Annotated in this window: 23 protein-coding genes and 1 pseudogene; 8 read left to right on the top strand and 16 right to left on the bottom strand. The window is 67.2% G+C overall.

All coding sequences use genetic code 11. The features are described from left to right. Nucleotides 1–301: 301 nt before the first annotated feature. On the top strand, nucleotides 302–730 hold the full coding sequence (locus tag TVNIR_RS09565; protein WP_015258817.1) for a universal stress protein: 429 nt from the start codon (nucleotides 302–304) through the stop codon (nucleotides 728–730). A 34-nt stretch (nucleotides 731–764) separates the two neighbouring features. On the opposite strand, the gene ccmI is transcribed toward TVNIR_RS09565, so the two are convergent. The 10 genes and pseudogenes from ccmI to TVNIR_RS09515 form a co-directional block, all read right to left on the bottom strand. Further along, on the bottom strand, nucleotides 765–1,682 hold the full coding sequence (gene ccmI / locus TVNIR_RS09560; RefSeq protein ID WP_015258816.1) for a c-type cytochrome biogenesis protein CcmI: 918 nt from the start codon (nucleotides 1,680–1,682) through the stop codon (nucleotides 765–767). Further along, nucleotides 1,679–2,185, bottom strand: coding sequence for a cytochrome c-type biogenesis protein (locus TVNIR_RS09555; RefSeq protein WP_015258815.1), 507 nt, complete (start codon nucleotides 2,183–2,185; stop codon nucleotides 1,679–1,681). The genes ccmI and TVNIR_RS09555 overlap by 4 nt, the downstream gene beginning before the upstream one ends. Then, nucleotides 2,182–2,712, bottom strand: a complete 531-nt coding sequence (locus TVNIR_RS09550) for a DsbE family thiol:disulfide interchange protein (protein WP_015258814.1) — start codon at nucleotides 2,710–2,712, stop codon at nucleotides 2,182–2,184. The genes TVNIR_RS09555 and TVNIR_RS09550 overlap by 4 nt, the downstream gene beginning before the upstream one ends. A gap of 122 nt (nucleotides 2,713–2,834) precedes the next feature. After that, nucleotides 2,835–4,845, bottom strand: a pseudogene (locus tag TVNIR_RS09545) (heme lyase CcmF/NrfE family subunit). Nucleotides 4,846–4,848: 3 nt separating this feature from the next. Continuing rightward, a complete protein-coding gene (gene ccmE / locus TVNIR_RS09540) occupies nucleotides 4,849–5,370 on the bottom strand; it encodes a cytochrome c maturation protein CcmE (protein WP_015257133.1) in 522 nt (173 codons plus the stop codon). Next, nucleotides 5,367–5,537 (bottom strand): heme exporter protein CcmD, encoded by a 171-nt coding sequence (gene ccmD / locus TVNIR_RS09535; RefSeq protein WP_015257132.1) that lies wholly within the window; start codon nucleotides 5,535–5,537, stop codon nucleotides 5,367–5,369. The genes ccmE and ccmD overlap by 4 nt, the downstream gene beginning before the upstream one ends. After that, nucleotides 5,534–6,283 (bottom strand): heme ABC transporter permease, encoded by a 750-nt coding sequence (locus TVNIR_RS09530; protein ID WP_015258811.1) that lies wholly within the window; start codon nucleotides 6,281–6,283, stop codon nucleotides 5,534–5,536. The genes ccmD and TVNIR_RS09530 overlap by 4 nt, the downstream gene beginning before the upstream one ends. Before the next feature lie 13 nt (nucleotides 6,284–6,296). Continuing rightward, nucleotides 6,297–6,965, bottom strand: coding sequence for a heme exporter protein CcmB (gene ccmB / locus TVNIR_RS09525; RefSeq protein WP_015258810.1), 669 nt, complete (start codon nucleotides 6,963–6,965; stop codon nucleotides 6,297–6,299). A gap of 4 nt (nucleotides 6,966–6,969) precedes the next feature. After that, nucleotides 6,970–7,614: a cytochrome c biogenesis heme-transporting ATPase CcmA gene (gene ccmA, locus TVNIR_RS09520; RefSeq protein WP_418081011.1), complete on the bottom strand. Its 645-nt coding sequence runs from the start codon at nucleotides 7,612–7,614 to the stop codon at nucleotides 6,970–6,972. A gap of 248 nt (nucleotides 7,615–7,862) precedes the next feature. Next, nucleotides 7,863–9,371, bottom strand: a complete 1,509-nt coding sequence (locus TVNIR_RS09515; protein WP_015258808.1) for a multiheme c-type cytochrome — start codon at nucleotides 9,369–9,371, stop codon at nucleotides 7,863–7,865. A 474-nt stretch (nucleotides 9,372–9,845) separates the two neighbouring features. Here TVNIR_RS09515 and TVNIR_RS09510 point away from each other — a divergent pair, with 474 nt between their 5' ends. Together TVNIR_RS09510 and TVNIR_RS09505 are read left to right on the top strand one after the other, a co-directional pair. Next, nucleotides 9,846–10,271: a hypothetical protein gene (locus TVNIR_RS09510; protein ID WP_015258806.1), complete on the top strand. Its 426-nt coding sequence runs from the start codon at nucleotides 9,846–9,848 to the stop codon at nucleotides 10,269–10,271. A 260-nt stretch (nucleotides 10,272–10,531) separates the two neighbouring features. Further along, nucleotides 10,532–13,372, top strand: a complete 2,841-nt coding sequence (locus TVNIR_RS09505) for an FAD-binding and (Fe-S)-binding domain-containing protein (protein ID WP_015258805.1) — start codon at nucleotides 10,532–10,534, stop codon at nucleotides 13,370–13,372. Nucleotides 13,373–13,416: 44 nt separating this feature from the next. Here the strand turns inward: TVNIR_RS09505 and TVNIR_RS09500 are convergent, their stop codons facing one another. The 6 genes from TVNIR_RS09500 to TVNIR_RS09475 form a co-directional block, all read right to left on the bottom strand. Next, a complete protein-coding gene (locus TVNIR_RS09500; RefSeq protein ID WP_015258804.1) occupies nucleotides 13,417–13,857 on the bottom strand; it encodes a DsrE family protein in 441 nt (146 codons plus the stop codon). Nucleotides 13,858–13,972: 115 nt separating this feature from the next. Beyond that, nucleotides 13,973–15,571, bottom strand: coding sequence for an inorganic phosphate transporter (locus tag TVNIR_RS09495; RefSeq protein ID WP_015258803.1), 1,599 nt, complete (start codon nucleotides 15,569–15,571; stop codon nucleotides 13,973–13,975). Nucleotides 15,572–15,670: 99 nt separating this feature from the next. Further along, complete coding sequence (locus tag TVNIR_RS09490) at nucleotides 15,671–17,362, bottom strand: FAD-dependent oxidoreductase (RefSeq protein ID WP_015258802.1); 1,692 nt, start codon at nucleotides 17,360–17,362, stop codon at nucleotides 15,671–15,673. A gap of 67 nt (nucleotides 17,363–17,429) precedes the next feature. Then, complete coding sequence (locus TVNIR_RS09485; RefSeq protein WP_015258801.1) at nucleotides 17,430–18,422, bottom strand: thiamine pyrophosphate-dependent enzyme; 993 nt, start codon at nucleotides 18,420–18,422, stop codon at nucleotides 17,430–17,432. A 26-nt stretch (nucleotides 18,423–18,448) separates the two neighbouring features. Further along, nucleotides 18,449–19,624, bottom strand: coding sequence for a pyruvate:ferredoxin oxidoreductase subunit alpha (gene porA / locus TVNIR_RS09480; RefSeq protein WP_015258800.1), 1,176 nt, complete (start codon nucleotides 19,622–19,624; stop codon nucleotides 18,449–18,451). After that, nucleotides 19,608–20,177, bottom strand: a complete 570-nt coding sequence (locus TVNIR_RS09475; protein ID WP_015258799.1) for a 2-oxoacid:acceptor oxidoreductase family protein — start codon at nucleotides 20,175–20,177, stop codon at nucleotides 19,608–19,610. Before TVNIR_RS09475 ends, porA begins: the two co-directional genes overlap by 17 nt. 356 nt (nucleotides 20,178–20,533) lie before the next feature. On the opposite strand from TVNIR_RS09475, the gene TVNIR_RS09470 reads away from it, so the two are divergent. The 5 genes from TVNIR_RS09470 (at nucleotide 20,534) to TVNIR_RS09450 (ending at nucleotide 26,721) form a co-directional block, all read left to right on the top strand. Further along, on the top strand, nucleotides 20,534–20,851 hold the full coding sequence (locus tag TVNIR_RS09470) for a hypothetical protein (protein WP_015258798.1): 318 nt from the start codon (nucleotides 20,534–20,536) through the stop codon (nucleotides 20,849–20,851). A 114-nt stretch (nucleotides 20,852–20,965) separates the two neighbouring features. Then, nucleotides 20,966–22,120 (top strand): acetylornithine deacetylase, encoded by a 1,155-nt coding sequence (argE, locus tag TVNIR_RS09465; protein WP_015258797.1) that lies wholly within the window; start codon nucleotides 20,966–20,968, stop codon nucleotides 22,118–22,120. Between the two features lie 163 nt (nucleotides 22,121–22,283). Next, on the top strand, nucleotides 22,284–22,814 hold the full coding sequence (locus TVNIR_RS09460) for an NUDIX hydrolase (protein WP_043740486.1): 531 nt from the start codon (nucleotides 22,284–22,286) through the stop codon (nucleotides 22,812–22,814). A 433-nt stretch (nucleotides 22,815–23,247) separates the two neighbouring features. Beyond that, nucleotides 23,248–26,265, top strand: coding sequence for a putative bifunctional diguanylate cyclase/phosphodiesterase (locus tag TVNIR_RS09455; RefSeq protein WP_015258795.1), 3,018 nt, complete (start codon nucleotides 23,248–23,250; stop codon nucleotides 26,263–26,265). A gap of 126 nt (nucleotides 26,266–26,391) precedes the next feature. After that, complete coding sequence (locus TVNIR_RS09450; RefSeq protein ID WP_015258794.1) at nucleotides 26,392–26,721, top strand: hypothetical protein; 330 nt, start codon at nucleotides 26,392–26,394, stop codon at nucleotides 26,719–26,721. Nucleotides 26,722–26,876 lie beyond the last annotated feature (155 nt).

The following is a 26,876-nucleotide window of genomic DNA, read 5'->3' as shown; positions in this document are numbered from 1 at the left end:
GGGACGCGTTGCGGATGGCCTCCGGTCGATGGCGTGTCCGTCCTGGGAAAACGCGAAGTCTGTCGTTCACACAGCGCCGAACACGATCCGACTGCCCGCGCGGTGCAAGCCGTCGTCGAGCACGGGATCGGATCAACCGGAAGTATAGGTTCCAATGGTAGATACCCGGTGGGACGAATGCCAGCCGCGCGGGTCTCGGGAGAGCCCGCCTACCGATGGTCGGAGGCAAGGCTGCCGCCGTGCGGTGATCTACGATTGTGGGAGAGATTCGGCGCAAGATGATCACAACAGGAGAGCTGGGATGGCAGGCATTGTCGTGGGTGTGGATGGCTCGGACGGTGCCCGGCGGGCACTGCGCTGGGCGCGGGAGGAGGGTGTGTTGCGGGGAACGGAGGTTCGCGCGGTGTTCGTGCTCGATCGCCGTTACGTCGAGCCCGAATGGGCATCGCTGATGGCCCCGCCGGTCGAACAGCTCCACGAGGAGGCCGGGCGCCTCCTTCAGGAGACGGTGGAGCAGGCTGGCGGGCCGGAGGTGGATCTGTCGCAGGAGGTACTGGTCGGGGAGGGGCACGGGGCCGCGAAGGCGCTCCTGGATGCCGCCAGTGATGCCGACCTGCTGGTCGTCGGTTCACGCGGCCGCGGCGGCTTCCAGGGACTGCTGCTCGGTTCGGTCAGCCAGCAAATCCTTCACCACGCGCGCTGCCCGATCGTAGTGGTGCCCGCGGGATGACTATCCCGCGGGCGGGCAGGGGCCGTGGCTGCCGTCAGTTTCCGGCGCTGACGGGGGAGTCTTCCGCCGTTGCGCCGTTGCGCATCCGCTCTTCCACCTCGTCGAGATTGCTGCGGATGATTCGAGCCTCCTCGGATCCCGGTTCGAACTGGGAAGCCAGCCGTTCCCAGTAATCCTGGGCTTGCGGGTAGTCCGAGGATCGGAACGCCGCGAGACCGGCAAGCCACAGGCCGTTCACGTGGTCCGGCTCGATGGCCAGGGCCTGTTCGATGAATGGCTTCGCGCGTGCGGAGAGATCACCCCCATCCAGCGAGCCGAGCAGGTCGGCATAGGTGGTCAGGATCTCCGGATCCTGGTTGCCGCCGTGGCGAATCGCCTGGGCATACGCGCCGGCGGCCGCCCTCGGCTGTTCGAGGAACAGCAGCGAGCGCCCGAGGAGTGCCCAGCCGTCGGGATCCTCGGGGTTGGCTTCCAGTCGCGCGCTCAGCGCCTGCACGGCAGCCTCGATGCTGCCGTCCATGCCGCCGGGCTCGGTTCCCGCCGTCTGTTGCGGAGCGCTGGCCTGTGGATCGAGTCCGGCGGGCCCGCTGCCGTAGGCCTGGTAGATCAACACCGCCAGTACCGGCACCGCGACCAGGCTGACGATGCCGCTTGGCCAGCGCCAGGATCCCTGGAGTCGCTGCGAGCCCGCCGTTTCGCGGTCCTCACTCATTTCCAGCAGACTGCGCTGGAGGTCGAGCCGGGCGGTCGTGTACTGCGCTTCGGAGATCGCACCGGCTTCCCGGTCCGCTTCGAGCTCGGCGAGTTGTGCGTGGTATACGTCGACTGCTGCTGCCATGCCTTCGGTCGAAACCGCTTCGTTCCGAGGGGAACGGGCGCGCAGCATGGGCACGAACAGGAACAGCAGGGACACGGCCGTGAGCACGGCCGCCATGGACCAGAACAGCGTCATGCCTGCCCTCCACGATCCTCGTCGAGCAGGCGTCGCAGACGCTCCTCCTCGTCGGCAGAGAGCGGGGCAGAAGTAACCCGGCTCTTGCGCCGCCACAGCACCAGGCCGAGCACGGACAGGCCCAGCACCAGCAGAATCACGGGTCCGTACCAGAGCAGGTAGGTGGTGCGATTCACCGGTGGGCGGAACAGCACGAAATCACCGTAACGCGCGACCATGTAGTCGACGACCTCGCCGGTCTCGGCGCCGTCCTTGACCATCAGCGAGATCTGCCGTCTCAGGTCGGAGGCCAGTGGCGCGTTCGACTCGATCAGGTTCTGGTTCTGGCAGACGGTACAGCGCAGCTCGCGTACCAGTTTCTGGTAGCGGGCCTCCTGTTCAGGGGTCTCGAATACCAGCGGTTCCGACGGCGGTGCGGTTGGGCCCGCGGCGAGGTGCGTGGGCGTGGCCAGGGCAAGAGCCCCGAGGCACAGCAGCGCAGGGATCCAATGGCGCGCAGTCATGACTCGGCCTCCAGTTTTCGATAAAGGGGAAGGATTTCGTTCTGAATGACGTCGGGCGTGATCATCCCGATATGCTTGAAGCGGATCATTCCGTTGCGGTCCATCAGGAAGGTCTCGGGAGTCGCGTACACGCCCCAGTCGATCCCGACGAGACCGCTTTCATCGAAGCCGATCGCGTCGTAGGGGTCGCCGAACTGCGTGAGGAAGCGCAGCGCATCCGAACGCGTGTCCTTGTAGTTCAGCCCGTAGACCGGCACCCCGGCGCGCCGCAGTTCCGCGAGCATCGGATGTTCCTGGCGGCAGGTCACGCACCACGAAGCCCAGACGTTCAGCAATGCCGGCGTGCCGAGCATCTGCTCGCTGGAGAATCGAGTCTCGGGATCCCGCAGTTCCGGCAGATCGAACTGGGGGGCCTCGCGGCCGATCAGCGGAGAGGGCAGGGCCCGGGGATCCAGGCTCAATCCCACCCACAGCAGCCCCACCAGCGCGAAGAACGCGACCAGCGGGAGCACAAAGCGGAGTTTCATTTCTGCAAGTCCTCCTCAGGCCACCCTGCCCGAATATGTCGGTCAGCGTGGTTCTGCGATTCCCGTGCACCCGCGAAGGCGGGGCACGGATCATGGTGTAGACGCGACCAGCAGGGCACCGTTCAACCCGTCGCTGCCGTGCTGGGCCTGGCGGCGGTGTCGGTGTCGTCGTCGGGCAGATCCTCCTCGCGGCGCACGCGCACGCGGTAGCGGCGGTCGGTGGCGGCCAGGAAGCCGCCCAGGCCCATCAGCACCGCGCCGGTCCAGATCCAGTTCATGTACGGCTTGTATAGACGCGCATCACCCAGGCATCCCCGCCCAGCGGCTCTCCCATGTTCACGTACAGGTCCCGGAACAGCCCCCGGTGCAGCGAGGTGTGTGCCATCGGCATGTCCTGGCTGAAGTAGTCGCGCATCTGCGGGCGCAGCGTCGCCAGGCGCCGGCCGTCGTCGCGGTACACCGCGACCGTCGCCTGTTCGGCGCTGTAGTTCGGCCCGTCGATGTGTTCCAGCGCATCGAGCCGGAACGCGTAGCCGCCGACCTCGACCGTCTCGCCCACCGCCATGCGCACGTCGCGCTCGTCGTCGTAGCCGAGCACGAAGGTGACGCCGATCACCAGCAGTGCGACGCCGATGTGCGCGATCTGCATGCCGGCGTAGCTGCGCCCGAGCCGCTTGACCCGGGTGCCGAAGCCCTGCGTGCTGCCCGGGCGCCGGCGCAGGCGCTCGACCAGGTCCTTCAGTGCCGAGCCGATGATCCACAGCCCGAGGAAGGTGCCCATTCCGGCAAGCAGCGACCAGCTGCCGACCGCCAGCGGCCAGAGCATCCCGAACACCAGGCTGAACCCGAGGATCCAGCGCAGCCGCCACAGCTGCTCGGTCGGGCTGTCCTGCTTCCAGCGCAGCCGCGGGCCGAACCCGAGCAGCAGCAACAGCGGCAGCATCAACGGCAGGAACACCGCCTCGAAGTACGGCGGGCCGACCGAGATCTTGCCCAGACCGAACGCGTCGAGGAACAAGGGGTACAGCGTGCCCAGCAGCACCGCCGCTGCGGACACCGCCAGCAGCACGTTGTTGGTCAGCAGCGCCGACTCGCGCGAGACCAGCCCGAAGCTGCCGCCGAGACCGACCTTGCCCGCGCGCCAGGCGAACAGCGTCAGCGAGCCGGCGACGACCACGCCATGAAGCCGAGCAGGTACAGCCCGCGGTCGGGGTCGACCGCGAACGCGTGCACCGAGGTCAGCACCCCGGAACGCACCAGGAGCGCGCCCAGCAGCACCAGCGAGAAGGTCAGGATCGCGAGCATCACGGTCCAGTTCTTGAACCCGCCGCGCTTCTCGGTCACCGCCAGCGAATGCAGCAGCGCGGTACCCATCAGCCAGGGCAGGAACGACGCGTTCTCGACCGGATCCCAGAACCACCAGCCGCCCCAGCCGAGCACGTAGTACGCCCACCAACTCCCGAGCGCGATGCCGAGCGTCAGAAACGCCCAGGCGACCGCGGTCCAGGGCCGCGACCAGCGCGCCCAGGCCGCATCGAGCCGGCCGCCGATCAGCGCGGCGATCGCGAACGCGAACGCGACCGAGAAGCCGACATAGCCCATGTACAGCATCGGCGGGTGGAAGATCAGCCCCGGGTCCTGCAGCATCGGGTTGAGATCGCGCCCTTCCATCGCCGCCGGCAGCAGGCGCTCGAACGGGCTCGAGGTGAACAAGGTGAAGCCGATGAAGCCGATCGCGACCAGGCCCATCACGCCCAGCACCCGCGCCAGCACCTCGCGCGGCAGGCTGCGGCTGAAGGTCGCGACCGCCGCGCTCCACAGGCTCAGGATCAACACCCACAGCAGCAGCGAGCCCTCGTGTCCGCCCCAGACCCCGGAGATCTTGTACTGGGTCGGCAGCAGCGAGTTGGAGTGGGTCGCGACATAGCGCAGCGAGAAGTCGTCGGTGACAAAGGCCCAGGTCAGCGCCGCGTACGCCAGCGCGACGAAGAACAGCTGCCCGAACGCGGCGCTGCGCCCCACCGCCATCAGCGCGACGTCGCCGCGTGCGGCGCCGATCAGCGGCAGCGTGCCCTGGGCGATCGCCAACAGCAGCGCCAGGATCAGCGCAAACAGTCCAAGCTCGGCAATCATGCCTCAGTACCCCCCGGAATAACCGCCGGAATAGCCGCCGGGCGTGCCGCCGGGATGGCCGCCCACCGCAGCGTCGGCCGCACCGACCGTGCGCGCCTGCTCGCGCTGCGCGCGCTCGATCGCCTCCGCCGCCTCCGGCGGCATGTAGGTTTCGTCGTGGCGCGCCATCACCTGGCTGGCCTTGAACACCCCGCCGTCCTGCAGACTGCCCACCGCGACCACGCCCTGGCCCTCGCGGAACAGGTTCGGCAGGATGCCGTGATACACCACCGGCACCGCCACCGCGGTGTCGGTCACCCGGAAATGCACCGTCACCCCGTCCTCGGCCCGCTGCACGCTGCCGTCCTCGACCAGCCCGCCAATCCGGAACGTCCGCTCCATCGGCACGATGTCGGCGACGATGTCCGACGGCGTGTAGAAAAACACCAGATTGTCCCGAAAGGCGTTGAGCACCAGCCCCGCCACCACCGCCAGGCTCGCCAGCCCGCCGGCCACCAGCAACAACCGCTTCTGTCGCGTCTTCATCGCGTACCCTCCTGCTCGTTCAACCGGGCCATGCGCTTGAGCCAGCCCATCAGACTGCGCCGGCGATAGCGCAACTGCACCAACTCCACCAGTAACAGCCCAGCCATCACCAAATACGAGCCCCAGACATAGGGCGCATACCCGCCCATCGCCAGAAACTCCATCATGTCTCACCCTCCAGCCGTTCCCGTACCCAGCGCGCCCGGCGCTCGCGCTCGAGCACCTCGATCCGCGCCCGCGCCAGCACCACCGCAATCGAATACATCCAGCATGCCAGCGTCATGATCAGCAAGGTCACGAACATGATCGTCGCCATCGTCGGCGCCTCGGTCACCGTGATCGACGCCCCCTGGTGCAAGGTGTTCCACCACTGCACCGAAAAATAAATGATCGGCACGTTCACCACACCCACCAGCGCCAACACCGCACTCGCGTTCGCCGCCCGCTGCCGATCGTCGATCGCCGCGTGCAACGCCATGTAGCCCAGATACAGAAACAGCAGAATAAGTTCCGACGTCAGGCGCGCATCCCAAACCCAGTACACCCCCCAGGTCGGCCGCCCCCACAACGCCCCGGTCCACAACGCCAGGAACGTGAACAGTGCCCCCGTCGGCGCAATCGCCTTCGCCATCACCTCCGCCATCTTGATCCGCCACACCAGCCCGATCCCGGCATACACGGCCATCAATACGTACAGAAACATCGACATCCACGCCGCCGGCACGTGAATGTAAATGATCCGGTAACTGTCCCCCTGCTGGTAATCCGGCGGCGCCACCACCAGCCCCAGGTACAGCCCGATCACGAACAGAATCACCGTCAGCCCGGCAAACCACGGAATCATCCGCCCCGCCAGATCGTAGAAATTCGCCGGCGCCGTGAACCGGAACCACTGGATACCCCTTTCCGACACGTCGGTACCTCCGTCAGTCGAGCATGATGCGCAGCGCCGCGGCGGTCGCCCAGGGCGTTGCGAACAGGGCAAAGGCGAGCAATGCGCCGAGCAGCGACAGATGCGCCTGTGCGCTTGCGCCGTGCATCACCGCGTCGACCGCGCCCGATCCGAGGATCAGCGGCGGCACGTACAGCGGCAGAATCAGCAGCGCGATCAGCACGCCGCCGCCGCGCAGCCCCAGCGTAAGCGCGGCCCCGATCGCGCCGATCAGGCTCAGGATCGGCGTGCCCAGCAGCAGGGCCAGCATCAGGATCAGGATCTCCTCGGCCCCGAGGTTCAGCTGCACTGCGAGCAGCGGCGAGATCAGGACCAGGGGCAACCCGGTGATCAGCCAGTGCCCGGCGGTCTTGGTCAGGACCAGCAGGCCCAGCGGCTCCGGGACGAGCAGCAGCTGTTCCAGGGTGCCGTCGCGATAGTCATCCGAGAACAGACGTTCCAACGACAGCATCGTGGCCAGCAGCGCCGCGACCCAGAGCACACCGGGCGCGAGCGTGCGCAGGAACTCGGGATCCGGCCCGACGCCCAGCGGGAACAGCGCGACCACGACCACGAAAAAACCGACCACGGTCAGCGCGTCCTGCGGACGGCGCAGCGCCAGGGTCAGGTCGCGCCGCAGCAGGGCGAACACGGATCGGAACATCGGCTTAACCGAGATGCAGGTTGTGACAGTCGCCGTCGATGTCGACAGCCTGATGGGTGGTGATGATGATCATCCCGCTCCGCGTGAGATGGGACTCGATCGACGCGCGCAGCACCTCGATCACCTGGACATCGAGCGCGGCGTAGGGTTCGTCCAGGATCCACAGCGGGCGCCGCTGCAGCAACAGTCGGGCCAGCGCCACCCGCCGCTTCTGGCCCTGGGAGAGGAACCGGGCCGGCAGATCCTCGTATCCGGCGAGCCCGATGCGTTCCAGCATCCCGAGCGCGGCATCGGGGTCGGTGGCGCTGCCCCCGATGCGGCCAGCGCTGGTGATGTTCTCGGTCGCGGAGAGGTCGTCCTTCAGCGCATTCAGGTGCCCCAGATAGCCCAGGCAGGAACCGGTCCCGCCGTCCACGGACTGGATCGGCTCCTCGCCCCAGAAAACCTGGCCTTCCGCAGGGCGCGAGAGGCCGCTCAGGATACGAAGCAGGCTGGTCTTGCCGCTGCCATTGCGCCCCGAGACCTGCAGCAATTGCCCCGGCGAAAGCGTGAAGTTCAGATGCTCGAACAGGCGGCGATCCCCGCGTTCGGCCGCGAGATCGACGGCCCGGAAAGTCCTGTCGGCCATGGAGTTCAGTTCAGCAGTCACGCGGCCCCTGGGGTCTGGTCATGCATCTGAAAGCGCCCGCATTGTGCCCGATCAGGCGCCGGGGCGGTACTTGGGGGGACAGGTACGGCCACGAATTCGGCGGCTAGTGTCTCAGATCCTGCCGTGGAATCAAGATGGGTAGACCGGGACGGCCGGTTTTCGTTCCTTCTCCAGAAGCAGGAAGGGGGCCGTTGCCGGCCCCCCAATAGCGGTTGCTGGCGCGGAACGCGCGCCAGGTTGCCGCAGAGCTAGAGCCGGGCCTCGTAGAAGGCCATACGGCGGGACTCCAGCAGTTCCTCGTCGTCCGTGAGTTCCATGATCCGGGGCTTCATGCCCTCGAACACCAGGTTGTACAGCATTTCCGCGCGCACGACGGCCGGCTGCACCGGGATGTCATAGCTGATTACGCGCCGCTCGTGCGGTTCGAGGCGCGAATCCCGTCCGACCTGAGTAGCCACCGGCGGCATTGCCGCCTTGCCCTCGTCATCGGCCAGCTGGTAGAAGAGGTAGGCCTCCGGCGCCTCTTCCTGGGCGTGCGTCTCGAAGTTCTGCCACAGCACGTTGCCCGTGGCGTCGAGCGCGGTCACGCGGACCTGGATGTTCCGGAACGGCGCCCCGGTCGGCATCTTGTGCGGCAGCTGGTTCTGCATCACGACGTCGGCACGCACGCCATCGCCATTCGGCTGTACGTCGACCGTCAGCACCACCGCGCGCGCCAGCATCGCCGGGTCATGTCCGCCTCCCATGCTGTGGTTGGCGAAACCATCGGCGACCGGCATGTGGCAGGACTGGCAGGTTACCTGCGCGCCGCTGGCCTCGATCTCGTCGCCGGTGGCACACAGCGGCACGCCCTGCGGGTTGGGCCGCAGGTGATGGCAGCCGAGGCAGAGTTCCGAGCTGCGCAGCATGCGCGGGTTCGCGTCCAGCGGCAGCGCCGCGGGAACGGCCTGTCCGAAGGCGTCGAGGGTACCGGTCGGCAGATGCGGATTGCTGCTGTTTCCCGGCTCCTGGAGCTTGTCGAACGGGAAGCCGGTCGCCGCCTGAAGCTGATCCGACGTCTCGTAGGCCAGGATCCCGAGCCGCAGCCCACCTTCGGGCTGGCGTACGCCCTTGTAGCCCGAGATCTGGTGGCAGGCGACGCAGTTCACGCCCTCGGCATAGGCGTCCTTAGCGTCGAGTTTCGTGACCTTGTCGGCCGCGGCGTTGGGCGCGTGGCACTGCAGGCAGACCGGAAAGCGCTGCGAGCGCTGATGCACCTGCCCTTCCTCGCGCGGATCGCCGACTTCCTGCCGGTAGAGCAGCTCATGGATCGGGTCCCGCAGCGCGGTGCTCTTTGCGTGCATCGAGCCCGACCACTGCTCGTAGATGTCTTCGTGGCAGCCCTGACAGACGCTTGCCGATATGTGGTGAAGCGGACCCTCGATGTGCAGTTCCGCGGCCACGGGCTCGAGGCTGGCGTAGTACGCCGCCAGGTGCACGAACTGCTCGTCGGTCATGTTCGCGCTGAGCACTCCCATCGTCGCACTCTCGCGCTCTCCCGCCTTGAACATGCGCATCGTGCGGACGAAGGTTTCCTCCGACATTCCCGCCAGCGGCGGGTTGAGCGCCATGCCGACGCCGCCGGCGCCGTGACACGCCGCGCAATATTGGTTGGCGAGTTCCTCGCCGGTCGCAACGTCGCCCTCGGGGAGGGCGTGGGATATTCCGGCCCAGCCCAGCACGAGGCTCGCTGCGAACAACAGCACGCCTTGTTTCATGATCTTCTCCTGTTGGTGTCGTTTTTGCCTTTCTACTTGCGTTGTTATCGAATCTTCGATGCCTGGCATGAGTCGCCAATCCAGGCCTGCGTGGGATGCTGCATTTCGAGGTGCTGCAGATCGGTCTCGACGCGCGAAAAAGACCGCGGCGGGACATCCATCATTGCTGGACGCCTTGCGCCTGCGGCCTGTTGGTCGCTTGCCTCGGTCTCTTGGGTGGACGATCTACCCTTTCCGAAGTACCCCCCTGCTGCATACCCCCGCTGTATATAGTCCAGGCGCGATCGATAGGGGGTGATCGTTCGAAAAAATCAGCGCCTGTTCGGGTGGTCGTCGTAGATAGTCGAATTCCCGGGGCGGGTCGCGGGATCCACACGAGGACGTTTGCCCGGTGTTTGCAATCGGGCCCGGAGCCACGTAGAACTCGCGGGCGCACCGGGCGCGTGGCCCGGCGGTGACGAGAGAGGAGCGGGCATGAAACAGAAGTCGAAGGCAGCCCCCGGTGTCCCGGGGTGGGCGAAGGTTCTGATCACGGTGGCGGTACTGGTCGGGGCCGCGGCGCTGATCTTCACGCAGTTGCCGCGTGGCGCGTTCTCGACCGACCTGTCGCTGATCGGGCAGGGGAAACCCGTCGCGGTGGTCGCGCGCGACATCAGTTTCGTGGCCGGCGCCGAGGTGATGGACCTGATGAACGGCGTCCGTCATGAATATGCGGATCGGATGGAGTTCCTGGTGGCGCATCTCGGGCGTCCCGAAGGGCAGGCCTTTGCCCGTGACTACGACGCGGCCGATGGCACCCTGGTGGTGTTCGCTGCCGATGGCTCACGGGTGACCTCGGTGCGCGCGCCCCGTACGGATGCCGAACTGCGCCGCGCGCTGGATGCCGCGATCGATCGTTGACGCTTGACGCGCCGCGGGGTACTTGCTGTCGGCGGCTCCGCGCCTGCGGCCGGAACGCCGCCGGTTCGGTACGCGCGATGCCGCGACCGTGGTTCGGGATCGCCCACCCCGGGGTAGTCGCCGTTGCTATACTGCCGGCACGCTTCCTGCCGGAGCCCTCCGGCAGCCCGGCTGGGCGGGACTGCGTGTTTCCTCCCGGTGGAGATGGCGGAGGGTGGGTAGTTCCGAAAGGCCCGTGCCGGGCGTGACGGGGAGTCCCGATGATGGCGCACGCCGATTTCGACTCGTTCCTGCAGGAACTCCGGGGCATCGTTCCACAATCCAGTCTGATCTCGGATCCGCTGCGTACGCTGGCCTACGGGACCGACGCGAGCCTGTATCGCCTGGTCCCGCGGCTCGTGGTCCGGGTGGGCGGAGAGGATGAGATCCAACGCATCCTTCCGCTGGCCGCCCGGCACGCGGTGCCGGTGACGTTCCGCGCTGCGGGAACGAGTCTCTCGGGGCAGGCGATCACCGATTCCGTGCTGCTGCTGATCGGCGACGAGTGGCGCAGCTGGAAACTGGCGGGCGACGCCTCGACGATCGCGCTGCGGCCCGCGGTGATCGGCGGGCACGCGAACCGCATCCTGGCGCCCTTCGGGCGCAAGATCGGGCCTGACCCGGCGTCGCTGAACGTCTGCCACGTCGGCGGGATCGCGGCCAACAATGCCAGCGGCATGTGCTGCGGGACCGCGCAGAACAGTTACCGGACGCTGGAAACCATGCGCGTGATCCTCGCGGACGGCGCACTGCTGGATACCGGCGATGCCGACAGCCGGGCCGCGTTTCGCGCCAGTCACCGCGAGCTGCTCGCAGCGCTGGAGGGATTGGGCCGGAAGACCCGTGCCGACGAGGCGCTGGCGAGCCGTATCCGCGACAAGTTCCGGATCAAGAACACCTGCGGCTACAGCCTGAACGCGCTGGTCGATTTCGAAGATCCGGTGGACATCCTGCAGCATCTGATGATCGGATCCGAGGGAACCCTGGGGTTCATTGCGGAGATCACCTACCGGACCGTTCCCGACCCGCAGTACAAGGCGACCACGCTGATCCTGTTTCCCGATATCCGTACGGCCTGCCACGCGGTTGGCATCATCAAGCCGCTGCCGGTCGCCGCGGCGGAACTGATGGACCGGGCTTCGCTGCGCTCGGTCGAGGACCAGCCGGGCGTTCCGGGACTGCTGAGGGAGCTGGACGATCAGGCGGCCGCGTTGCTGGTCGAAACCCGCGCCGGCGATCCGCAGCGCCTGCAGGACCAGGTGGCCGCGATCACGGCGGCCCTGAGCGCAGTGGCGACGCTTGCGCCGCTTACCTTCACCACCGACCGTGCAGAATGCGACCGGCTCTGGGCGATCCGCTCGGGCCTGTTCCCTTCGGTTGGATCGCTGCGCCCGACCGGCACCGCAGTGATCATCGAGGACGTCGCGGTGGCGGTGCCGCGCCTTGCGGACCTGACGCTGGACCTGCAGGAACTGTTCGGCCGGCACGGCTTCGACGGTTCGATCATCTTCGGTCACGCGCTCGAGGGCAATCTGCATTTCGTGATCACCCCGGACTTCGCCGAGCCCGGGGCTGTCGATCGGTATCGGCGTTTCATGGCCGATCTCAGCGAGATGGTCGTGGTCCGCCATGATGGTTCGTTGAAGGCCGAACACGGCACCGGCCGCAATATGGCACCGTTCGTGGAGCTCGAGTGGGGCGCGCAGGCGCATGCACTCATGCGCGAGATCAAGCGGCTGTTCGATCCCGCGAATCTGTTGAACCCCGGTGTGCTGTTGAACGACGATCCCCATGCGCACCTTCGTCACTTGAAGCCGATGCCGGCGGTCGACCCGTTGGTGGACAAGTGCATCGAGTGCGGCTTCTGCGAACCGACCTGTCCGTCGCGGGCACTGACGTTGACGCCGCGTCAGCGGATCGTCGCAATGCGTGAGATCGTACGGCTGGAGGGCGCGCGGGAATCGCGGGCCCTGCGGCATATGCGCAGGCTCTATCGTTACCAGGGTCTCGATACCTGTGCGGTCGACAGTCTCTGTGCGCTGGCCTGCCCGGTCGGCATCGACACCGGCAAGATGGTGAAGCAATTGCGCGGGCGTGGCTGGGGGCCGGTGGCGCACCGCGTATCGCGCTGGGTCGCGGGGCATTTCCGGCCGGTGACGGTCGTAACCCGGGGCAGCCTGGGGGCGGCGAATCTGCTGCACGCGATGCTGGGTACGCGGCTGATGTCCGGGCTGACTGGCGGTATCCGGCGACTCAGCGGCGGGCGTATCCCGCTATGGAACCCCTACATGCCACGCAGGGCCCGACCCGGGCCAGCGCCGCGGCCGACGGGTCCCTGGGCCCCCCGGGTGGTCTATTTCTCGAGCTGCGCGAGCCGGACGATGGGGCCCGCGCGAGGCGATCCCGAGGCAGAGTCGTTAGTACCGAAGACCGAAGCCCTGCTGCGCAAGGCGGGCTACGAGGTGATCCACCCGAAGCGGCTCGACGGGCTCTGCTGCGGGCAACCGTTCGAGAGCAAGGGCTTCGACGCCGACGCCGCGCGCAAGATGGGCGAACTGGAGACGGCGCTGCGCCGGGCGAGCCGTGATGGCCAGGATCCGATCGTGTTCGACACCAGTCCCTGCGCGTTCCGCGCGAAGCGGGATCTTGCGGGTTCCGGTTTGCGGATCCACGACATCGCGGAGTTCCTGCACGACTTCGTGCTGGAGCGCCTGGCGATTCGCAGGCTGCCCGAGACCGTGGCAGTGCACCCGACCTGCAGCAGCATCAAGATGGGTCTGCAGTTAAAGCTGACCGCGATCGCCGAGGCCTGCGCCGAACGCGTAGTCGTGCCGCAGCAAGTGCACTGCTGCGGCTGGTCGGGCGACCGCGGTTTCACTTTTCCCGAGCTCAATGCTGCCGCGCTCAAGGATCTGCGCCCGGCACTCCCGGATGTCTGCGAGTCGGGGTACTCGACCAGCCGCACCTGCGAGATCGGCCTGTCGCTGCACAGCGGCCGCTATTATCGCTCCATCGTGTACCTGCTGGACCGCTGCTCCACCTCGCGGAACGGCCCCCGATAGCGGGCGGAGACCGGCCCGCAGGAACGGCAGTTCAGCAGGTGAATTCAGGGCGCGATGTGGGTGTAACCCTCTGCGACCAGGTCGATGATCCGCACCGCGCCCGACGGCGTGGCCTGCGCCACCGGCAACAGGCGCGGCCGCTGACCCTCGCGTTGTTCCATGCTGTCCACGGTGATCTCGCAGTAGCTGAAGCGTACGCCCTGCGACTCGGACAGCGCGGTGACCCGTTGGGCGAACTGGCTGGTATCGCGCAACAGGGTCAGGCCCGGACCGAAAGCCACGACCTCCACGTCGACGTGATCCGCGCCGTAATGGTTGACCAGGTTGTTCGCGACGCTGAGGACCATCGACTGCCGGATCGGGTCGTGGTCACTCAGTTGCAGCGCGACGCGGACCGGGTCGGCGGGGCCACCGGCATCGGCCAGTACGGACGGCGCGGCCAGCAGCAGCGCAAGCATGAACAGCAGGGATCTTCGGGTTGGCATTGCGGGTTCTCCTGTACGCGGGTGGGGGTGCAGGTTTTCGTGCAGGGCCGGGTTGCTTCGAGGACTGCCGTGCCCGGCCCCGGCCCCGGGTTCCAAAATCCGGGTGCGGGCCGGCTCAGCCGCCGAGCAGGATGATCAGCTTGAACAGCAGGGCAGCAAGGACCGCGGTGGCCGGAACGGTGATAATCCACGCGGCTACGATGCGGAAAACCAGCGAACGTTTGACCAACTGCTGTTTGACGACTTTTTTCATTGCCTTGCGTTCCTTTTTCGCGAACAGCGGGGCCTCCGGGATTCCCGGGGAACGCGCCTTGATGTCGGCGAGCATCCGCCGTTTCTCCTCGATGGGCGCGGCTTCGAACCGGTGCAGGTACGCCTCGACTTTGGCCCGTTCCTCGCCCTCGTGTCCGGCGATGATGGTCTGCTCCATCTTCGCGTAGTTGGTCTTCAGGTATTCGCGCAGAAAACCGACGCCGAACAGGGCGCCGATGGTCACGTGGGTGGTCGAGATCGGCATACCCAGCTGGGCCGCGATGATCACCGTGATGGCCGCCGCCAGCGCGATGGAGAAGGCCCGCATCCGATCGAGCTCGGTGATCTCGCGGCCGACGGTGCGGATCAGCTTCGATCCGTACAGCGCGAGACCGGCCGCGAGGCCCACTGCGCCAAGGATCAGGATCCACATCGGAGTCGCCGCACGGGTGGCGATCTCGTCGGTCTTGATCGCCTCGTAGATCGCGGCGAGCGGTCCGATCGCATTGGCGACGTCATTGGCACCATGGGCGAAGCTCAGCAGCGCCGCGGCGAAGATCAGCGGCACGGTGAACAGGCGGTTGACGGCGCCCTTGGTGTTCTCCAGCGTCGCCGCACTCCGACGGATCGGCCCGCGGACGGCCAGGAACGCGGCGAGCGCGACCACGGCCCCGACCGGTGCCGCCTGTACCACAGGCAGCCGATACAGGTCGCCGAGGCCCTTGATCAGCATGAAAGTCGCGAATGCCCAGGCCATCAGGGCGACCAGCCACGGCACCACCTGGCCCGCGGCCTGATGCATCGCGCTGCGATACGTGATCTTGCGCTTGATCACGTAGAGGATGGTGGCTGCGATCAGTCCTCCCATCAGCGGGGAGATCAACCAGCTGGCGACGATCTGGCCGATCGTTGCCCAGTTGACCAACGCCCAGCCACCGGCCGCGATGCCGGCGCCCATCACCGCGCCGATGATCGAATGCGTGGTCGACACCGGGGCGCCCAGGGCCGTGGCGAGGTTGAGCCAGAGCGCGCCGGCAAGCAGCGCGGAGAACATCAGCCAGGCGAACTCGGAAACCTGCTCGATCTCCGCCGGGTCGATGATGCCGCCCTTGATGGTGCCGACCACCTCGCCGCCGGCGATGATCGCGCCGAGCGCCTCGAACACCGCGGCGATCACGATGGCCCAGCCCAAGGTGATCGCCCGCGAGCCGACCGCCGGGCCGAGGTTGTTGGCGACGTCGTTGGCGCCGATATTCATCGCCATGTAGGCGCCGACCACCGCCGACGCAACCAGCAGCAACAGCCCCTGCGGCGTCAGCGTCGGGATGCCCCGCGTCAGCAGCAGGGCATAGGCGAAGACGCCGATCATGAACACCATGCCTGCGGCCAGGCGCAGGTTCTCCGGGCTCCAGACCAGAGAGGCCTTTCTGTCGCCCAGCGGGTTACCGATTCGGAATGCCACGTGCCCCCTTTTCTTGTTACGGTTCTGTGACAGGGCGCAATGCTACTCCGAGTGTGTTGCTCCTGTCAGCGGCTCCGGGCGCGCGGGGCGAGCGCTGTGCTACTCCGGGATCATGCGGATGTAGCCGGTGGGGCATTCGTGGGCACAGATACCGCAGCCCTTGCAGTAGTCGTAGTCGAACACGTAGTGACTGCCGTCGGCGGCGATCTCGCGGGTCTTCAGCACCGACTGGTCCGGGCACAGGGTCCAGCAGTTGTCACAGGCCAGGCAGTCGCCGCACGACAGGCAGCGGTGGGCCTCGTTGCGCACGCCGCTGCCGTCCAACCCGCCCTCGATCTCCTCGAGCCCCTTGCGGTGTTCCGGCGGCAGCACCGGTTCCCGGGCTGCCGGCAGCGGTTCGAAGTAGTGCACGTTGAGATCGTCGAACGGGATCGGCTCGGGTGGAGCCCCCGGATCCAGGGGCTGCGCGGAAAGCCGGCGCATGATCCCCAGCGCTGCCCGTCGCCCGTCGCCGACCGCCTCGCTGACGGTGCCGTGATCGGAACGGGCGTCACCGCCGCTGAAGATGTTCGGATGCCCGCGCAGTTCGCCCCACCACGGTTCGACGTTCATCTGGCCGCGCTCGACCAGCCCGTTAAACCCCTCGGGGTCGACGTCCTGGCCGATCGCCGGAATCACGTGATCGACGTGGAGAACGGTCTCGGTGCCCTCGAACGCGACCCGGCGCAGGCGTCCGTCCTGGCCCACGAGTTTCTTCATGTGCACGAGTTCCATGCCGACGACCCGCTCGCCGCGCAGGATCAGCCGGCGTACGCCGCGGTGCTCGTGGATGGTCACGCCTTCCTCGATCGCCTGGGAGACCTCGCGAGACGTGGCCCGCATCGCGTCGTCTGCGGGGACATCCGGTGCCGGAACGCGCTGGTGGCTGATCAGGTGGACCTGTTCCACGCCCTGGCGGCGCAGCACGCGCGCCAGGTCCACCGCGGTGTTGCCGCCGCCGACGATCGCGACCGAGCGCGGCTGATCGGGCAGCGTTCCCTCGGCGACCCAGGCCTCGAGCAACTGCAGGCCAGTGTGCAGGTCTCCCGGCACCGCGAAATCGGCACTCCATTCACGACCCTTGCGCCGCCCGGGACCGAGAAACAGCGCCTGGTGCTCGGCCTGGAGTTCCTGCAGCGAGATGTCGCGTCCGAGCCGCGTTTGCGGGCGGAAGTCGATACCGGGCAGCGCGACGATCCGGTCCAGTTCCTGATCGAGGATTTCGGTCGGCAGACGGTAGCGGGGGATCGCGGTACGCATCGTGCCGCCCGCGGCGGGCATCGCGTCGATCAATGTGATACGGCAGCCGTTGCGCAGCAGGTGGTAAGCGGCCGAAAGCCCCGCCGGCCCGGCGCCGACCACCGCGACCCGCGGCGCCTCGGAACCGGGCGCTGCCACCGGATACGCCCAACCCTCGTGCAGGGCGCGATCGCCCAGGAAACGCTCGACGCCGTGGATCGTGATCGCGTCGTCATAATGCCGGCGGTTGCAGGCCGACTCGCAGGGGTGGTGGCAGACCCTTCCGGTGATCGCTGGCAACGGGTTGGCTGCGACCAGCGTTTCCCAGGCACCGCGCAAGTCCCCGACCTCGGCCTTGGCCAGGTAGGCCTGGGCGTCCTCGCCGGCCGGGCAGGCCGAATGGCAGGGAGCAGCGCGGCGTTGATGCACCGGCCGCTCCACCCGCCAGGTGCCGGTCTTGAAGTCGAGGGAGGTGCCGGGACGGGCGAAGGCGCCGCGGGGAATTTCGATCATGATCGGCTCGCTTGCATCGATGGATGGGGCAGGGGACGGAGCGATGGCATGCCGGAACGGGCCCGGGTCAGGCCCAGCGGTCGCCGCCGCGGTGTACCGTGTCGGCCCCCTCGGTGTCATAACTCTCGGGCCGGATACCCCGCAACTCGAAGCGTTCGATGTTGCGATCGGCGATCGCCTGCAGGTGTTCCAGTTCCTTCCGGGCCCGGTAGTCGTCGGCAAACAGGTGGCGGAAGCGGTTCTGCAGCCGCAGGTAGTCGGAGACCGGCCTCGGTTCCCGGATCGGCAATGTGCCGATCAGTTCGCCGCGTTCCATCTCGATGATCGGGAACAGGCCGGTTTGCACCGCCAGGCGTGCGACTTCGATCGTGGCGGCACCGTCGTGGCCCCAGCCGAGCGGGCAGGGCGAATGGATCTGCAGGAAGCTTGCCCCCTCGGTATCCATCGCGCGGCGCACTTTCTTGCGCAGGTCCGACGTGTAGGCCACCGAGGCGGTGGCGGCATAGGGAATATGGTGGGCCGCGATGATCGAGAGGATGTCCTTCTTCATGTGTCGCTTGCCCATGCGCACTTTGCCCGGCGGGGAGGTGGTCGTCATCGCCGCATGCGGCGTCGACCCCGAGCGCTGAACACCGGTGTTCATGTAGGCCTCGTTGTCGAAGCAGACGAACAGCACGTTGTGGCCGCGCTCCATCATCCCCGACAGGGCCTGGAAGCCGATGTCGAAGGTGCCGCCGTCGCCGGCGAAGGCAACCACCTGGGTCGCGCGTCCCTGCTGCTTCAGCGCGGCCTCCATGCCGGCCGCAACCGCGGCGACGTTGCCGAACACGGAGTGGACCCAGGGCAGGCGCCAGGCCGACTGGGGCCAGGGGGTACTGAACACCTCGAGGCAGCCAGTGGCGTTGGCCACGACCACGTCGGGGCCGGCGGCCTCGGTCGTCAGCCGGGCGGCGAGTGCCTCGCCGCAGCCCTGGCAGGCGCGGTGGCCGGATTCCAGACCGCGGAAACGGGGCTGGCGCGAGCGCAGCGTGTCGAGGGAATAGACGGGCTGTTCGTTCATGATCTGACCTCGCGGACCGCTGGGCCTCAGCGATCCTCCTCGGGTAACAGGGAAGGATCCGCGTCGATGATCGCGAACGGGGCCGGATCGCCTTCGCTGGTTGCGGCGGTGACCAGGCGTGCGTACAGATCGAGGGACAGGTCCCGGCCGCCGAGCCCGGCCGCGAAGTTGTGCACGCGCGGGCGCGTGGGCAGTTGTGCCAAAGCGGCCTGTACCTCGGGGCCGACGATGCCCCCGGCCCCCGGAGACAGCGCGCGTTCGAGCACGATCAATGTGTCGAGGCCGGCGCATGCCTCGCGCAGCGCCTGCGCCGGGAACGGGCGGAAGCTGCGCAGCTTCAGGAAGCGGGCACGAGGCAGGCCCGGATCCTCGTCCATCGCGTCCTCCAGCGTGCCGAGCACGGACCCCAACGTCAGGATGCCCAGGCCGGAATCCGCATCGCCCCGCACTTCCAGCAGCCCGCCGTACTGCCGGCCGGACACGGCACCCCAGTCGGCGTCCGCCTGTGCGATCTCCGCCTGTGCGCGCAGCAGGGCCTGGTGGTGAGCGTGACGCACCTCGGTGAAATGCTCGGGACCGACGAGCGTGCCGAGGCTGCGCGGCTCGGCCGGGTCGAGCCCGTGCCGGAAACGGTAGGGGGGCAGGAAACTGTCGACCTGTTCCTGCGCCGGGATCTCCAGCGGTTCCAGCGTGTGGGTCAGGGTGAAGCCATCGACACAGACCATCACCGGCAGTTCGCAGCGCTCGGCGATCCGGAACGCCTGGATGGTCGTGTCCACCGCCTCCTGGTTGGTCGCGCAGTACAACTGGATCCAGCCGGAATCGCGCATCGACATCGAGTCCTGCTGGTCGTTCCAGATGTTCAGCGGTCCGGAGAGCGCGCGGTTTGCACAGGTCATCACCAGCGGTACGCGCAGGCCGGCGATGTCGTAAAGGACCTCGGCCATCAGCAGGATTCCCTGGGACGCGCTGGCGGTGTAGGCGCGCGAACCGGCGACCGCCGCGCCCAGGGCGACTGAGGCGGCCGAGTGCTCGCTCTCGACGCTGACCATCTCGCACTCGAACTGGCCGTCTGCAACGAGCCTGGCGATGCCCTCGACGATATGGGTCTGCGGGGTGATGGGGTAGGCCGCGACCACCTGCGGACGGCACATTGCCACCGCCCGGGCCAGTGCCTGCGAGCCTTCAAGCGCCTGCGGCATGGGCCACCTCCCGCCAGCGTCCAGCCTCGACGGTTTCGGCGGCCGCCTCCACCAGCTTGCGATTCTTTTCCAAGATCGGCCCCTTGAACCGCTCACCGAGTGCATCGGTAAGTGCCGAGAGCGGCATCAGCCCGGTAAGCGTGATGAAGGCGGCAAGGAGCGCGGTGTTGGGTACCGGGCGCCCGATATGTTCCATCGCGAGATGGGTCGCAGGCATCGTGATCACCTCGTTGGGACCGCTGTCGTCGATCCGGCCGGAGGGCCCGTCGACCAGCACGGTGCCATCCGGGCGGATCCCGCTGAGTGTTCCCGGGACTTCCATCAGTGCCGGATCCTGGACGATCAGGAAGGTCGGCTCCCGGACCTGGCAGCGGCGGCGGATCGGTTGTTCGTCGATGCGGACGAATGCGGCAACCGGAGCGCCGCGGCGCTCTGCGCCAAACGCCGGGAACGCCTGGGCGTAGCGCCCCCCGTCGATTGCCGCAGATGCCAGCAGATACGCCGCCACCACGTTGCCCTGGCCGCCGCGGCCGTGAATCCTGATCTCGAGCATGCGCGCGTGTGTCTCCCTGTGACCTGTTCGGGCCTGCAGACCGAGTCGACCTCGTACGTGCCGGCGAATCCGAGTCGGCTCCCCGGCCTGGCGCGAGCGCTGCGGTTTCTCACTGGCGCCGGGGCGACCCGCGGCGCAGGCGGCCCCGCCCGGCGAGTTCTGAGAGTAGCAGACCGGCCGGGCGATTGCTGTGACAGTGCTGCTGTGGTGCCGCGCCGATTGCGATTCAGGTGCCAGCGCGTTTGAGCGCCGGCCGTGCGCATCACCCCGGGCCAGTGGTTGGCCGATTGTTGGAGCGTTACTGGAAAATATCGAATGAAGCCGTCGCCCAGGCTCGGACCCGCTAGACTTAGCGGATGGTCGAGAAAAAGGTCTTCCGTGGAGAGATGGTCAACGTCTCCGCCAGCGAGTACTGCGAGTCCCGGGGCACCCGCCTGAGTGACTACGAAATGCGGGGCGTATTCATGAAGGGCGGCTACAGCGGCAGCACGATCTTCGAGAGCTTCCGCCGGGACGTTCCGGTCGAAGCCGAGGCCGTGACCAATATCCGGTATCTTGGCACGGTGACCGGAGAGAGTTTCTTCTATGCCGCGCGCCGGCTGGAGGTCATGATCGGAACGGCGCTGATCCCGAAGCACCGAGCGCAAGGCGATCCGACCCCCGAAGATCGGTGACGCGGTGCGGCCGGGGTGGTCCGCGACCGGGGTGCTCCTTGGCTGCCGGACCGGGCAGGACGGCACAGCGGAGGAACGCGGGAATCCCGGGGCCGCGGACCGGTCCGAGGTGTGATGATGGCGACAACACTCTCCGATGTACGCGCAATGCTCGAACGGCTGGTCGCCTTCGACACCGTTTCGCGCAATTCGAACCTGGATCTGATCGACTTCGTCCGAGACCGTCTTGCGCGCCAGGGGGTCGCCGCCGATCTGATCGCGAACGGTGATGGCACCAAGGCGAACCTGCTGGCGACGGTCGGACCCCGGGTCGAGGGCGGGGTGGTGCTGTCCGGCCATACCGACGTGGTGCCCGTCGATGGCCAGGCCTGGACCACGGATCCGTTCCGTCTGGAAGAGCGCGGGGGGCGCCTCTACGGTCGCGGCAGCTGCGACATGAAGGGCTTTGTGGCGATCGCGCTGGCGCTGGTGCCAGAAATGAAGGCGCTGCGCCGGCCGATCCACCTGGCATTGTCCTACGACGAGGAGGTCGGCTGCCGAGGCGCGCCGAGCCTGGTCGAGGCGGTGGGCCGGCTCCCGCGGCCGGCGGCGGTGATCGTCGGTGAGCCGACGGGAATGCGGGTCATCACCGCGCACAAGGGCATCACGGTCGCGCGCACGCACGTGCGTGGGCACCAAATGCATTCGAGCCAGGCGCATCGGGGCGTGAGCGCGGTGGCCACCGCGGCGCGGCTGATCACCTACCTCGATGACGTCGCAGACGCGCGCGCGGTGTCCGGGCCTTTCGGGCCGGGTTTCGAGCCGTCGCACACCACCGTTCACGTGGGAGTCGTGCACGGCGGCACGGCGGTCAACATCGTCGCGCGCGACTGCCGGTTCGACTGGGACATCCGCTCGGTGCCGGGGGATGACCCGGCGCGGATCCTGAACGATTTCGCGGAGCATTGCCGGACGCAGGTCGAGCCCGCGATGCGCGAAATCGCAGCGGATACCGGGATTACGACCGAGATCCTGATGGAGGCTCCGGCCCTCGCGCACGAGGGTCGCAACCCGGCGATCGACCTGGCCTGTCGACTGAGCGGCCGTGAGGATACCGGCCGGGTGCCGTTTGCGGCGGAGGCCGGTCTGTTCCAGCGGGCAGGGTTTGCCAGCGTGGTCTGTGGGCCCGGATCGATCGACCAGGCGCATCAGCCCGACGAGTTCATCACGCTGGAACAGCTCGAGGCGGGTCTGCGCTTCCAGCAGCGGCTGGTGTCGGCTTTGTCCTGATCGCTTGCGAACATATCGCCTTGCCTGCTGCGGCTGACCCGGGCCACGGCAGCGCCTGCCTGCAAAGATCCCGGGAGCCGGGGCCGCCTCGATGGGTGAGCCGTGCCCAGGCAGCCGTGCCCAGGCAGTCGCGGATGGTTTCGACAGCAACGGTACGATGCCGATGTCCGATCAAAGCAACGACGACCCCGTGAATTTCAGCCGCCGTGTCCCGGAGGGCGATGACCGCCTGCGGCTGGTGTGCGACGCCTGCGGCTTCATTCAGTACGAGAATCCCCGGATCGTGGTCGGCGTGGTGGCCAGCTGGGAGGGTCGGATCCTGCTGTGCCGTCGGGCGATTCCGCCGCGCGAGGGATACTGGACGCTTCCGGCCGGCTATCTCGAACTCGGGGAAACCACCGAGGAGGGTGCCATGCGCGAGGCCTGGGAGGAAGCGAGGGCGGAACTGGAGATCGACCAGCTGCTGGCGGTGTACTCGATCCCCCGAATCAGCCAGGTGCAGATGTTCTACCGGGCCTGGTTGAAGAGTTCCCGGGTGCTGCCAGGGCCGGAATCGATCGAGGTGGGGTTGTTCCGGCAGGATCAGATCCCGGTGGACGAGATCGCTTTCCCCTCCGTACACTGGGCGCTGCAGGATCATCGGGAAACATTGACTGAGGCAGTGATCTCGCCACGAACGGCGCCCCCTACCTGAACGGGACGTGACGTTGAACCCCTCGGCGGCAGATGATGGTTTCCGGTTCCTTCCGCCGTGTGGTCGCGGGTGGTGCCAGGGCACGATGGAAGTCAGCGTAACCAGACGAAGTCACGGAAGACCGCAAACATCACGGAACACGGAGGGTATTCACGGTCGTTTCGGTGGGTTTCCGTGCCAGGCTTCACTTGCCGGGGTGTGTCGTGCCCGACGATGCGATTGGTGACGCGAGAATCGAGCGCGGGATGGGTTTTCACGTTGCGGGGCGGCAGGTATCGCCAGGACCGTCAGCAATGAGCTGGCGGGTCGTCGTGTTTCAGGGCGCGCCAAGAGCCGCCTGCAGTGGGAAGTCTCCCGTCGCGCGCGAACGACTCGTGGACGGGCTTTGGCGGAATGAAGACCGCCGTTCGCGCCTTCCGGGTGGGGTGTGCCGATGGCCAGGGAAGCTTGGTTCAAGAGAACCGTGACCGGTTCGGCGGGTGGAGCGATCGCGCCGAGTGCGGCAGCGGCGATGGCTGCCGGAGCGGTCGTCGCATTGTTCGGTCTTGCGGTGATGCTGGCGTGGCACGCCGGATACCCCGGGCTGTTGCCGTGGCAGGCGGACCTGGTTCCCGTTCACTACAATACGGCGCTGGCGCTGTTCCTGGTCGGCGGTGGCCTAATGTTGCTGCTCGTCGGCGTCGCCAGGGGCGCCGCGGTGGCGGGTGTGGCAGTCCTCGCTCTCGGGGCCCTGACCCTGTCGCAGTACCTGTTCTCGGTCGACATCGGAATCGATCAGCGCATCGTCGGGGCTCCCTCGATGCCCGCCACCTCGCATCCGGGGCGCATGGCACCGAACACGGCGCTGGGGCTGATGCTGACGGGGCTGGCGTTGGCGCTGCCGGCGCTCCTGGGTCGTGGCCGTGTGCTGCTGTCCATACTCGGTTCAGCGGGTGTGATCGTGTTCGGACTGGGGCTGGTGGCGCTCGCGGGTGACGCGATGAGGTTGGAGTCGGTCTATGGCTGGGGGGCGCTGACGCGTATGGCTGTGCAGACCGCGGCGGCGCTGGTGGTGATCGGAACAGCGCTGCTGTTGACGGCCTGGTACGAGGGTTCCCGCCGCGATGTGCCACTGCTGGGCTGGCTGCCGGTGCCTGCGGGGTTGGGCGTGTTCACGATCCTCGTGCTGGCATGGCAAGCATCCTTTGACATCGGCGGTGGCGCAGCAGCCCCGCAAGGGTGGAGTGTTCATGCGCTGCTGCTCTTGGGGGCGTTGCTGGCGTTCGTGCTCGCCGTTGCGCTGAACCGCGCCCATGTCGCGCAGGTCCGCTGGAAGGCCGCCGAGTCCGATCGCGGGGCGCTGCGGGCTGAGATCGCCGAGCGCAGGGGGACCGAGCAGCGGTTGCGCGCCAGCGAAAGCCTGGTGCAGATGGCCGCGAACCTGGCCCGTATCGGAGGCTGGGAGGTCGATCTGGAGGACGAGCGCGCGTGGTGGTCGGACGAGGTCTGCCGCATTCACGAAATGCCGCCTGGAACCTCGATTCGCGTGGATGAAGGTATCGCGTTCTACGCCCCGGAATGGCGCGAGCGGATCCGCGAGGTGTTCACCAGGGCGGCGCGCGACGGCATTCCTTACGACGAGGAGATGCAAATCATCACCGCATCGGGAAAGCGGCGCTGGGTGCGTGCGATCGGGCAGCCCGTGCATAACCCGGAGGGCACGATCGTCCGGGTGCAGGGAGCCTTCCAGGATATTACGGACCGCAGAAAAATCGAGGAGGCGTTGCGCCGCGCTGCAATGGTCTTCGAGCATACCCGGGACGGTGTGGTGGTGACCGATGCCGATGTGCGCATCCTGTCGGTGAACCGCGCCTTCACCGAGATTACCGGCTATACCGAGGACGAGGTGCGCGGGCGCAACCCCAGTGTGCTGGCGAGTGGTCACCACGACTCGGCATTTTATCGCAAGCTCTGGGAACAGTTGCGCGAGTTGGGTCACTGGCAGGGCGAGATCCGGGACCGGCGCAAGAACGGGGAAACCTACGCCGAGTGGCTGACGATCGACAGCGTGCGCGACGACGCCGGGAACGTCACCCATTACGTCGGCGTGTTCACCGATATCTCGGGGATCAAGGAAAGCCAGGAACGGCTCGAGTTTCTGGCCCACCACGACGCGCTGACCGGGCTGCCCAACCGCGTGTTGCTCGAATCCCGGCTCGCGAAGGCGCTCGAGCGCGCGCAGCGGCGCGGGCACCGGGTGGCACTGCTCTATATCGACCTCGACCGGTTCAAGGCCATCAACGATGGTCTCGGGCATCCGGTCGGCGATGAACTGCTGCGCCAGGTGCCGGACCGGCTGCACCCCCGGCTCCGCCGGGAGGATACCCTCGGGCGCGCCGGTGGCGACGAGTTCATGCTCCTGCTCGAGCACATGGATCGGGCGGACGAGGCGGCCCGCGTGGCGCGGGACGTGCTGGCGCTGCTGCAGGCACCCTTCACGCTGCCCAGCGGCCACGAAGTGTTCATCGGTGCCAGCATCGGCATCAGCCTGTTTCCCGATGACGGCGCGAGCAGCAGCGAGCTCGTCCGCAACGCCGACTCGGCGATGTATCGGGCGAAGGAACTGGGCCGAAACACCTTCCATTTCTATACCGAGGAGCTGACCCGCGCAGCGGGCCGCCGGCTGGCGATGGAGACCCGGCTGCGCAGGGCGATCGAGCATCGGGAATTCGTGCTGTATTTCCAGCCCCAGGTCTCGGTCGCCGATGGGCGGACGATCGGGGTCGAGGCACTGGTGCGCTGGAACGACAAGGAGAAGGGGCTGGTCGGTCCCGACGAGTTCATTCCGGTGGCCGAGGAATCGGGCCTGATCGCCCCGCTGGGCCTCTGGGTGCTGAAGGAGGCATGTCGCCAGCTCCAGGTCTGGCGGCATCGAGGGCTCGCCCTGCCGCAGGTAGCGGTCAATTTCTCGAGCCAGCAGTTTCTGCTGCAGGACGTGACGGCGCGGGTATCGGAGGCACTGGAACTCAGCGGCCTGCCTCCGGAGTTCCTGGAACTGGAGATTACCGAGTCCCTGCTGATGCGGCAGGGCGACTCGGCTCCGGCGATGCTGCGCAGTCTGAAGGATCTCGGCGTAAGGCTCGTGATCGACGATTTCGGGATCGGTTACTCGTCGCTGGCGTATCTGCGCGAGTTTCCGATCGACAGGTTGAAGATCGACCAAAGCTTTGTCCGCGATATCGAAACCGATCACAGCGCGCGCGAGATCGCGTCGACGGTGGTCGCAATGGGGCACAACCTCTCGCTAGAGGTATTGGCCGAGGGGGTGGAGAATGTTCGGCAACTGGAGATTCTGAAAATGCTGGAGTGCGATGCCTACCAGGGGTTTTTCGCCAGTGCCCCGCTGCCAGCCGAGGACCTGCCGGGCTGGCTCGCAGCCTGGCCTTCCCCATCGGGGCGTAGTAATACCTAGGTGGTCGGCAGGCTTACCCATGTCATATAGATTCGTCTATGTTCTAAGACCAAGGTTCGGGCAAGCGCGCCAGTCAGAGCGTGCAATTCCCGAATTCTCGACGATGGCGCTTGGAGGTAAGCAGCAATGGATCACCACGATGACGAATGCATCTGGGTGCGTACCGATGTCTGGCTCGATACGGGTGATGGTCTGCCGGTGAAGGTGCAAACGCGCAAACTGTGCAACAGTGGCGCATTCATCGAATATACCGGACCGATCGACGACGATGCCGTCGAAATCATCTTTCCGGAGTTCGGTTCCGATGATGGCGGCCAGCATGTGTTCGGTGTGGTGGCCGGGCGCTGGCCGGACGGGATCTGGGTCCGTTTCCAGCGCGATCTGCGGTCGTCGTCGGAGATGCTGATGCGCAATGGCCTTTCCCGGGCTGCGCGCTCGGTATATCCATCGATATAGATCCAGCACATCCTCCCGGTCGGGACCGGCCGGATCGTCTCTGCCCCGGGCGGGTTTGAGCCGCGGGTCACTGGCGAACGCGCGTGGCGACCCGCGCCCCGGGGCCGTGGCTCTTGCGGTGTTCAGGCTGGCCTGCGGCGGGTGCGCTGGAATCC

It is taken from the genome of Thioalkalivibrio nitratireducens DSM 14787 (assembly GCF_000321415.2).
Classification (GTDB): Bacteria; Pseudomonadota; Gammaproteobacteria; order Ectothiorhodospirales; family Ectothiorhodospiraceae; genus Thioalkalivibrio; species Thioalkalivibrio nitratireducens.
This window is presented reverse-complemented; position numbering and strand designations above follow the sequence as displayed.

Excerpts from the sequence above, each read along its gene's own strand:
- TVNIR_RS09515 (WP_015258808.1), bottom strand. The coding sequence starts at position 9,371 with ATGAAACAAGGCGTGCTGTTGTTCGCAGCGAGCCTCGTGCTGGGCTGG.
- TVNIR_RS09505 (WP_015258805.1), top strand. The coding sequence starts at position 10,532 with ATGATGGCGCACGCCGATTTCGACTCGTTCCTGCAGGAACTCCGGGGC.
- ccmD (WP_015257132.1), bottom strand. The coding sequence starts at position 5,537 with ATGATGGAGTTTCTGGCGATGGGCGGGTATGCGCCCTATGTCTGGGGC.
- argE (WP_015258797.1), top strand. The coding sequence starts at position 20,966 with ATGATGGCGACAACACTCTCCGATGTACGCGCAATGCTCGAACGGCTG.
- TVNIR_RS09565 (WP_015258817.1), top strand. The coding sequence starts at position 302 with ATGGCAGGCATTGTCGTGGGTGTGGATGGCTCGGACGGTGCCCGGCGG.
- ccmI (WP_015258816.1), bottom strand. The coding sequence starts at position 1,682 with ATGACGCTGTTCTGGTCCATGGCGGCCGTGCTCACGGCCGTGTCCCTG.
- TVNIR_RS09550 (WP_015258814.1), bottom strand. The coding sequence starts at position 2,712 with ATGAAACTCCGCTTTGTGCTCCCGCTGGTCGCGTTCTTCGCGCTGGTG.
- TVNIR_RS09470 (WP_015258798.1), top strand. The coding sequence starts at position 20,534 with ATGGTCGAGAAAAAGGTCTTCCGTGGAGAGATGGTCAACGTCTCCGCC.
- TVNIR_RS09500 (WP_015258804.1), bottom strand. The coding sequence starts at position 13,857 with ATGCCAACCCGAAGATCCCTGCTGTTCATGCTTGCGCTGCTGCTGGCC.
- TVNIR_RS09460 (WP_043740486.1), top strand. The coding sequence starts at position 22,284 with ATGTCCGATCAAAGCAACGACGACCCCGTGAATTTCAGCCGCCGTGTC.
- TVNIR_RS09490 (WP_015258802.1), bottom strand. The coding sequence starts at position 17,362 with ATGATCGAAATTCCCCGCGGCGCCTTCGCCCGTCCCGGCACCTCCCTC.
- ccmE (WP_015257133.1), bottom strand. The coding sequence starts at position 5,370 with ATGAAGACGCGACAGAAGCGGTTGTTGCTGGTGGCCGGCGGGCTGGCG.
- porA (WP_015258800.1), bottom strand. The coding sequence starts at position 19,624 with ATGCCGCAGGCGCTTGAAGGCTCGCAGGCACTGGCCCGGGCGGTGGCA.
- TVNIR_RS09485 (WP_015258801.1), bottom strand. The coding sequence starts at position 18,422 with ATGAACGAACAGCCCGTCTATTCCCTCGACACGCTGCGCTCGCGCCAG.
- TVNIR_RS09450 (WP_015258794.1), top strand. The coding sequence starts at position 26,392 with ATGGATCACCACGATGACGAATGCATCTGGGTGCGTACCGATGTCTGG.
- TVNIR_RS09510 (WP_015258806.1), top strand. The coding sequence starts at position 9,846 with ATGAAACAGAAGTCGAAGGCAGCCCCCGGTGTCCCGGGGTGGGCGAAG.
- ccmB (WP_015258810.1), bottom strand. The coding sequence starts at position 6,965 with ATGTTCCGATCCGTGTTCGCCCTGCTGCGGCGCGACCTGACCCTGGCG.
- TVNIR_RS09475 (WP_015258799.1), bottom strand. The coding sequence starts at position 20,177 with ATGCTCGAGATCAGGATTCACGGCCGCGGCGGCCAGGGCAACGTGGTG.
- TVNIR_RS09455 (WP_015258795.1), top strand. The coding sequence starts at position 23,248 with ATGGCCAGGGAAGCTTGGTTCAAGAGAACCGTGACCGGTTCGGCGGGT.
- TVNIR_RS09555 (WP_015258815.1), bottom strand. The coding sequence starts at position 2,185 with ATGACTGCGCGCCATTGGATCCCTGCGCTGCTGTGCCTCGGGGCTCTT.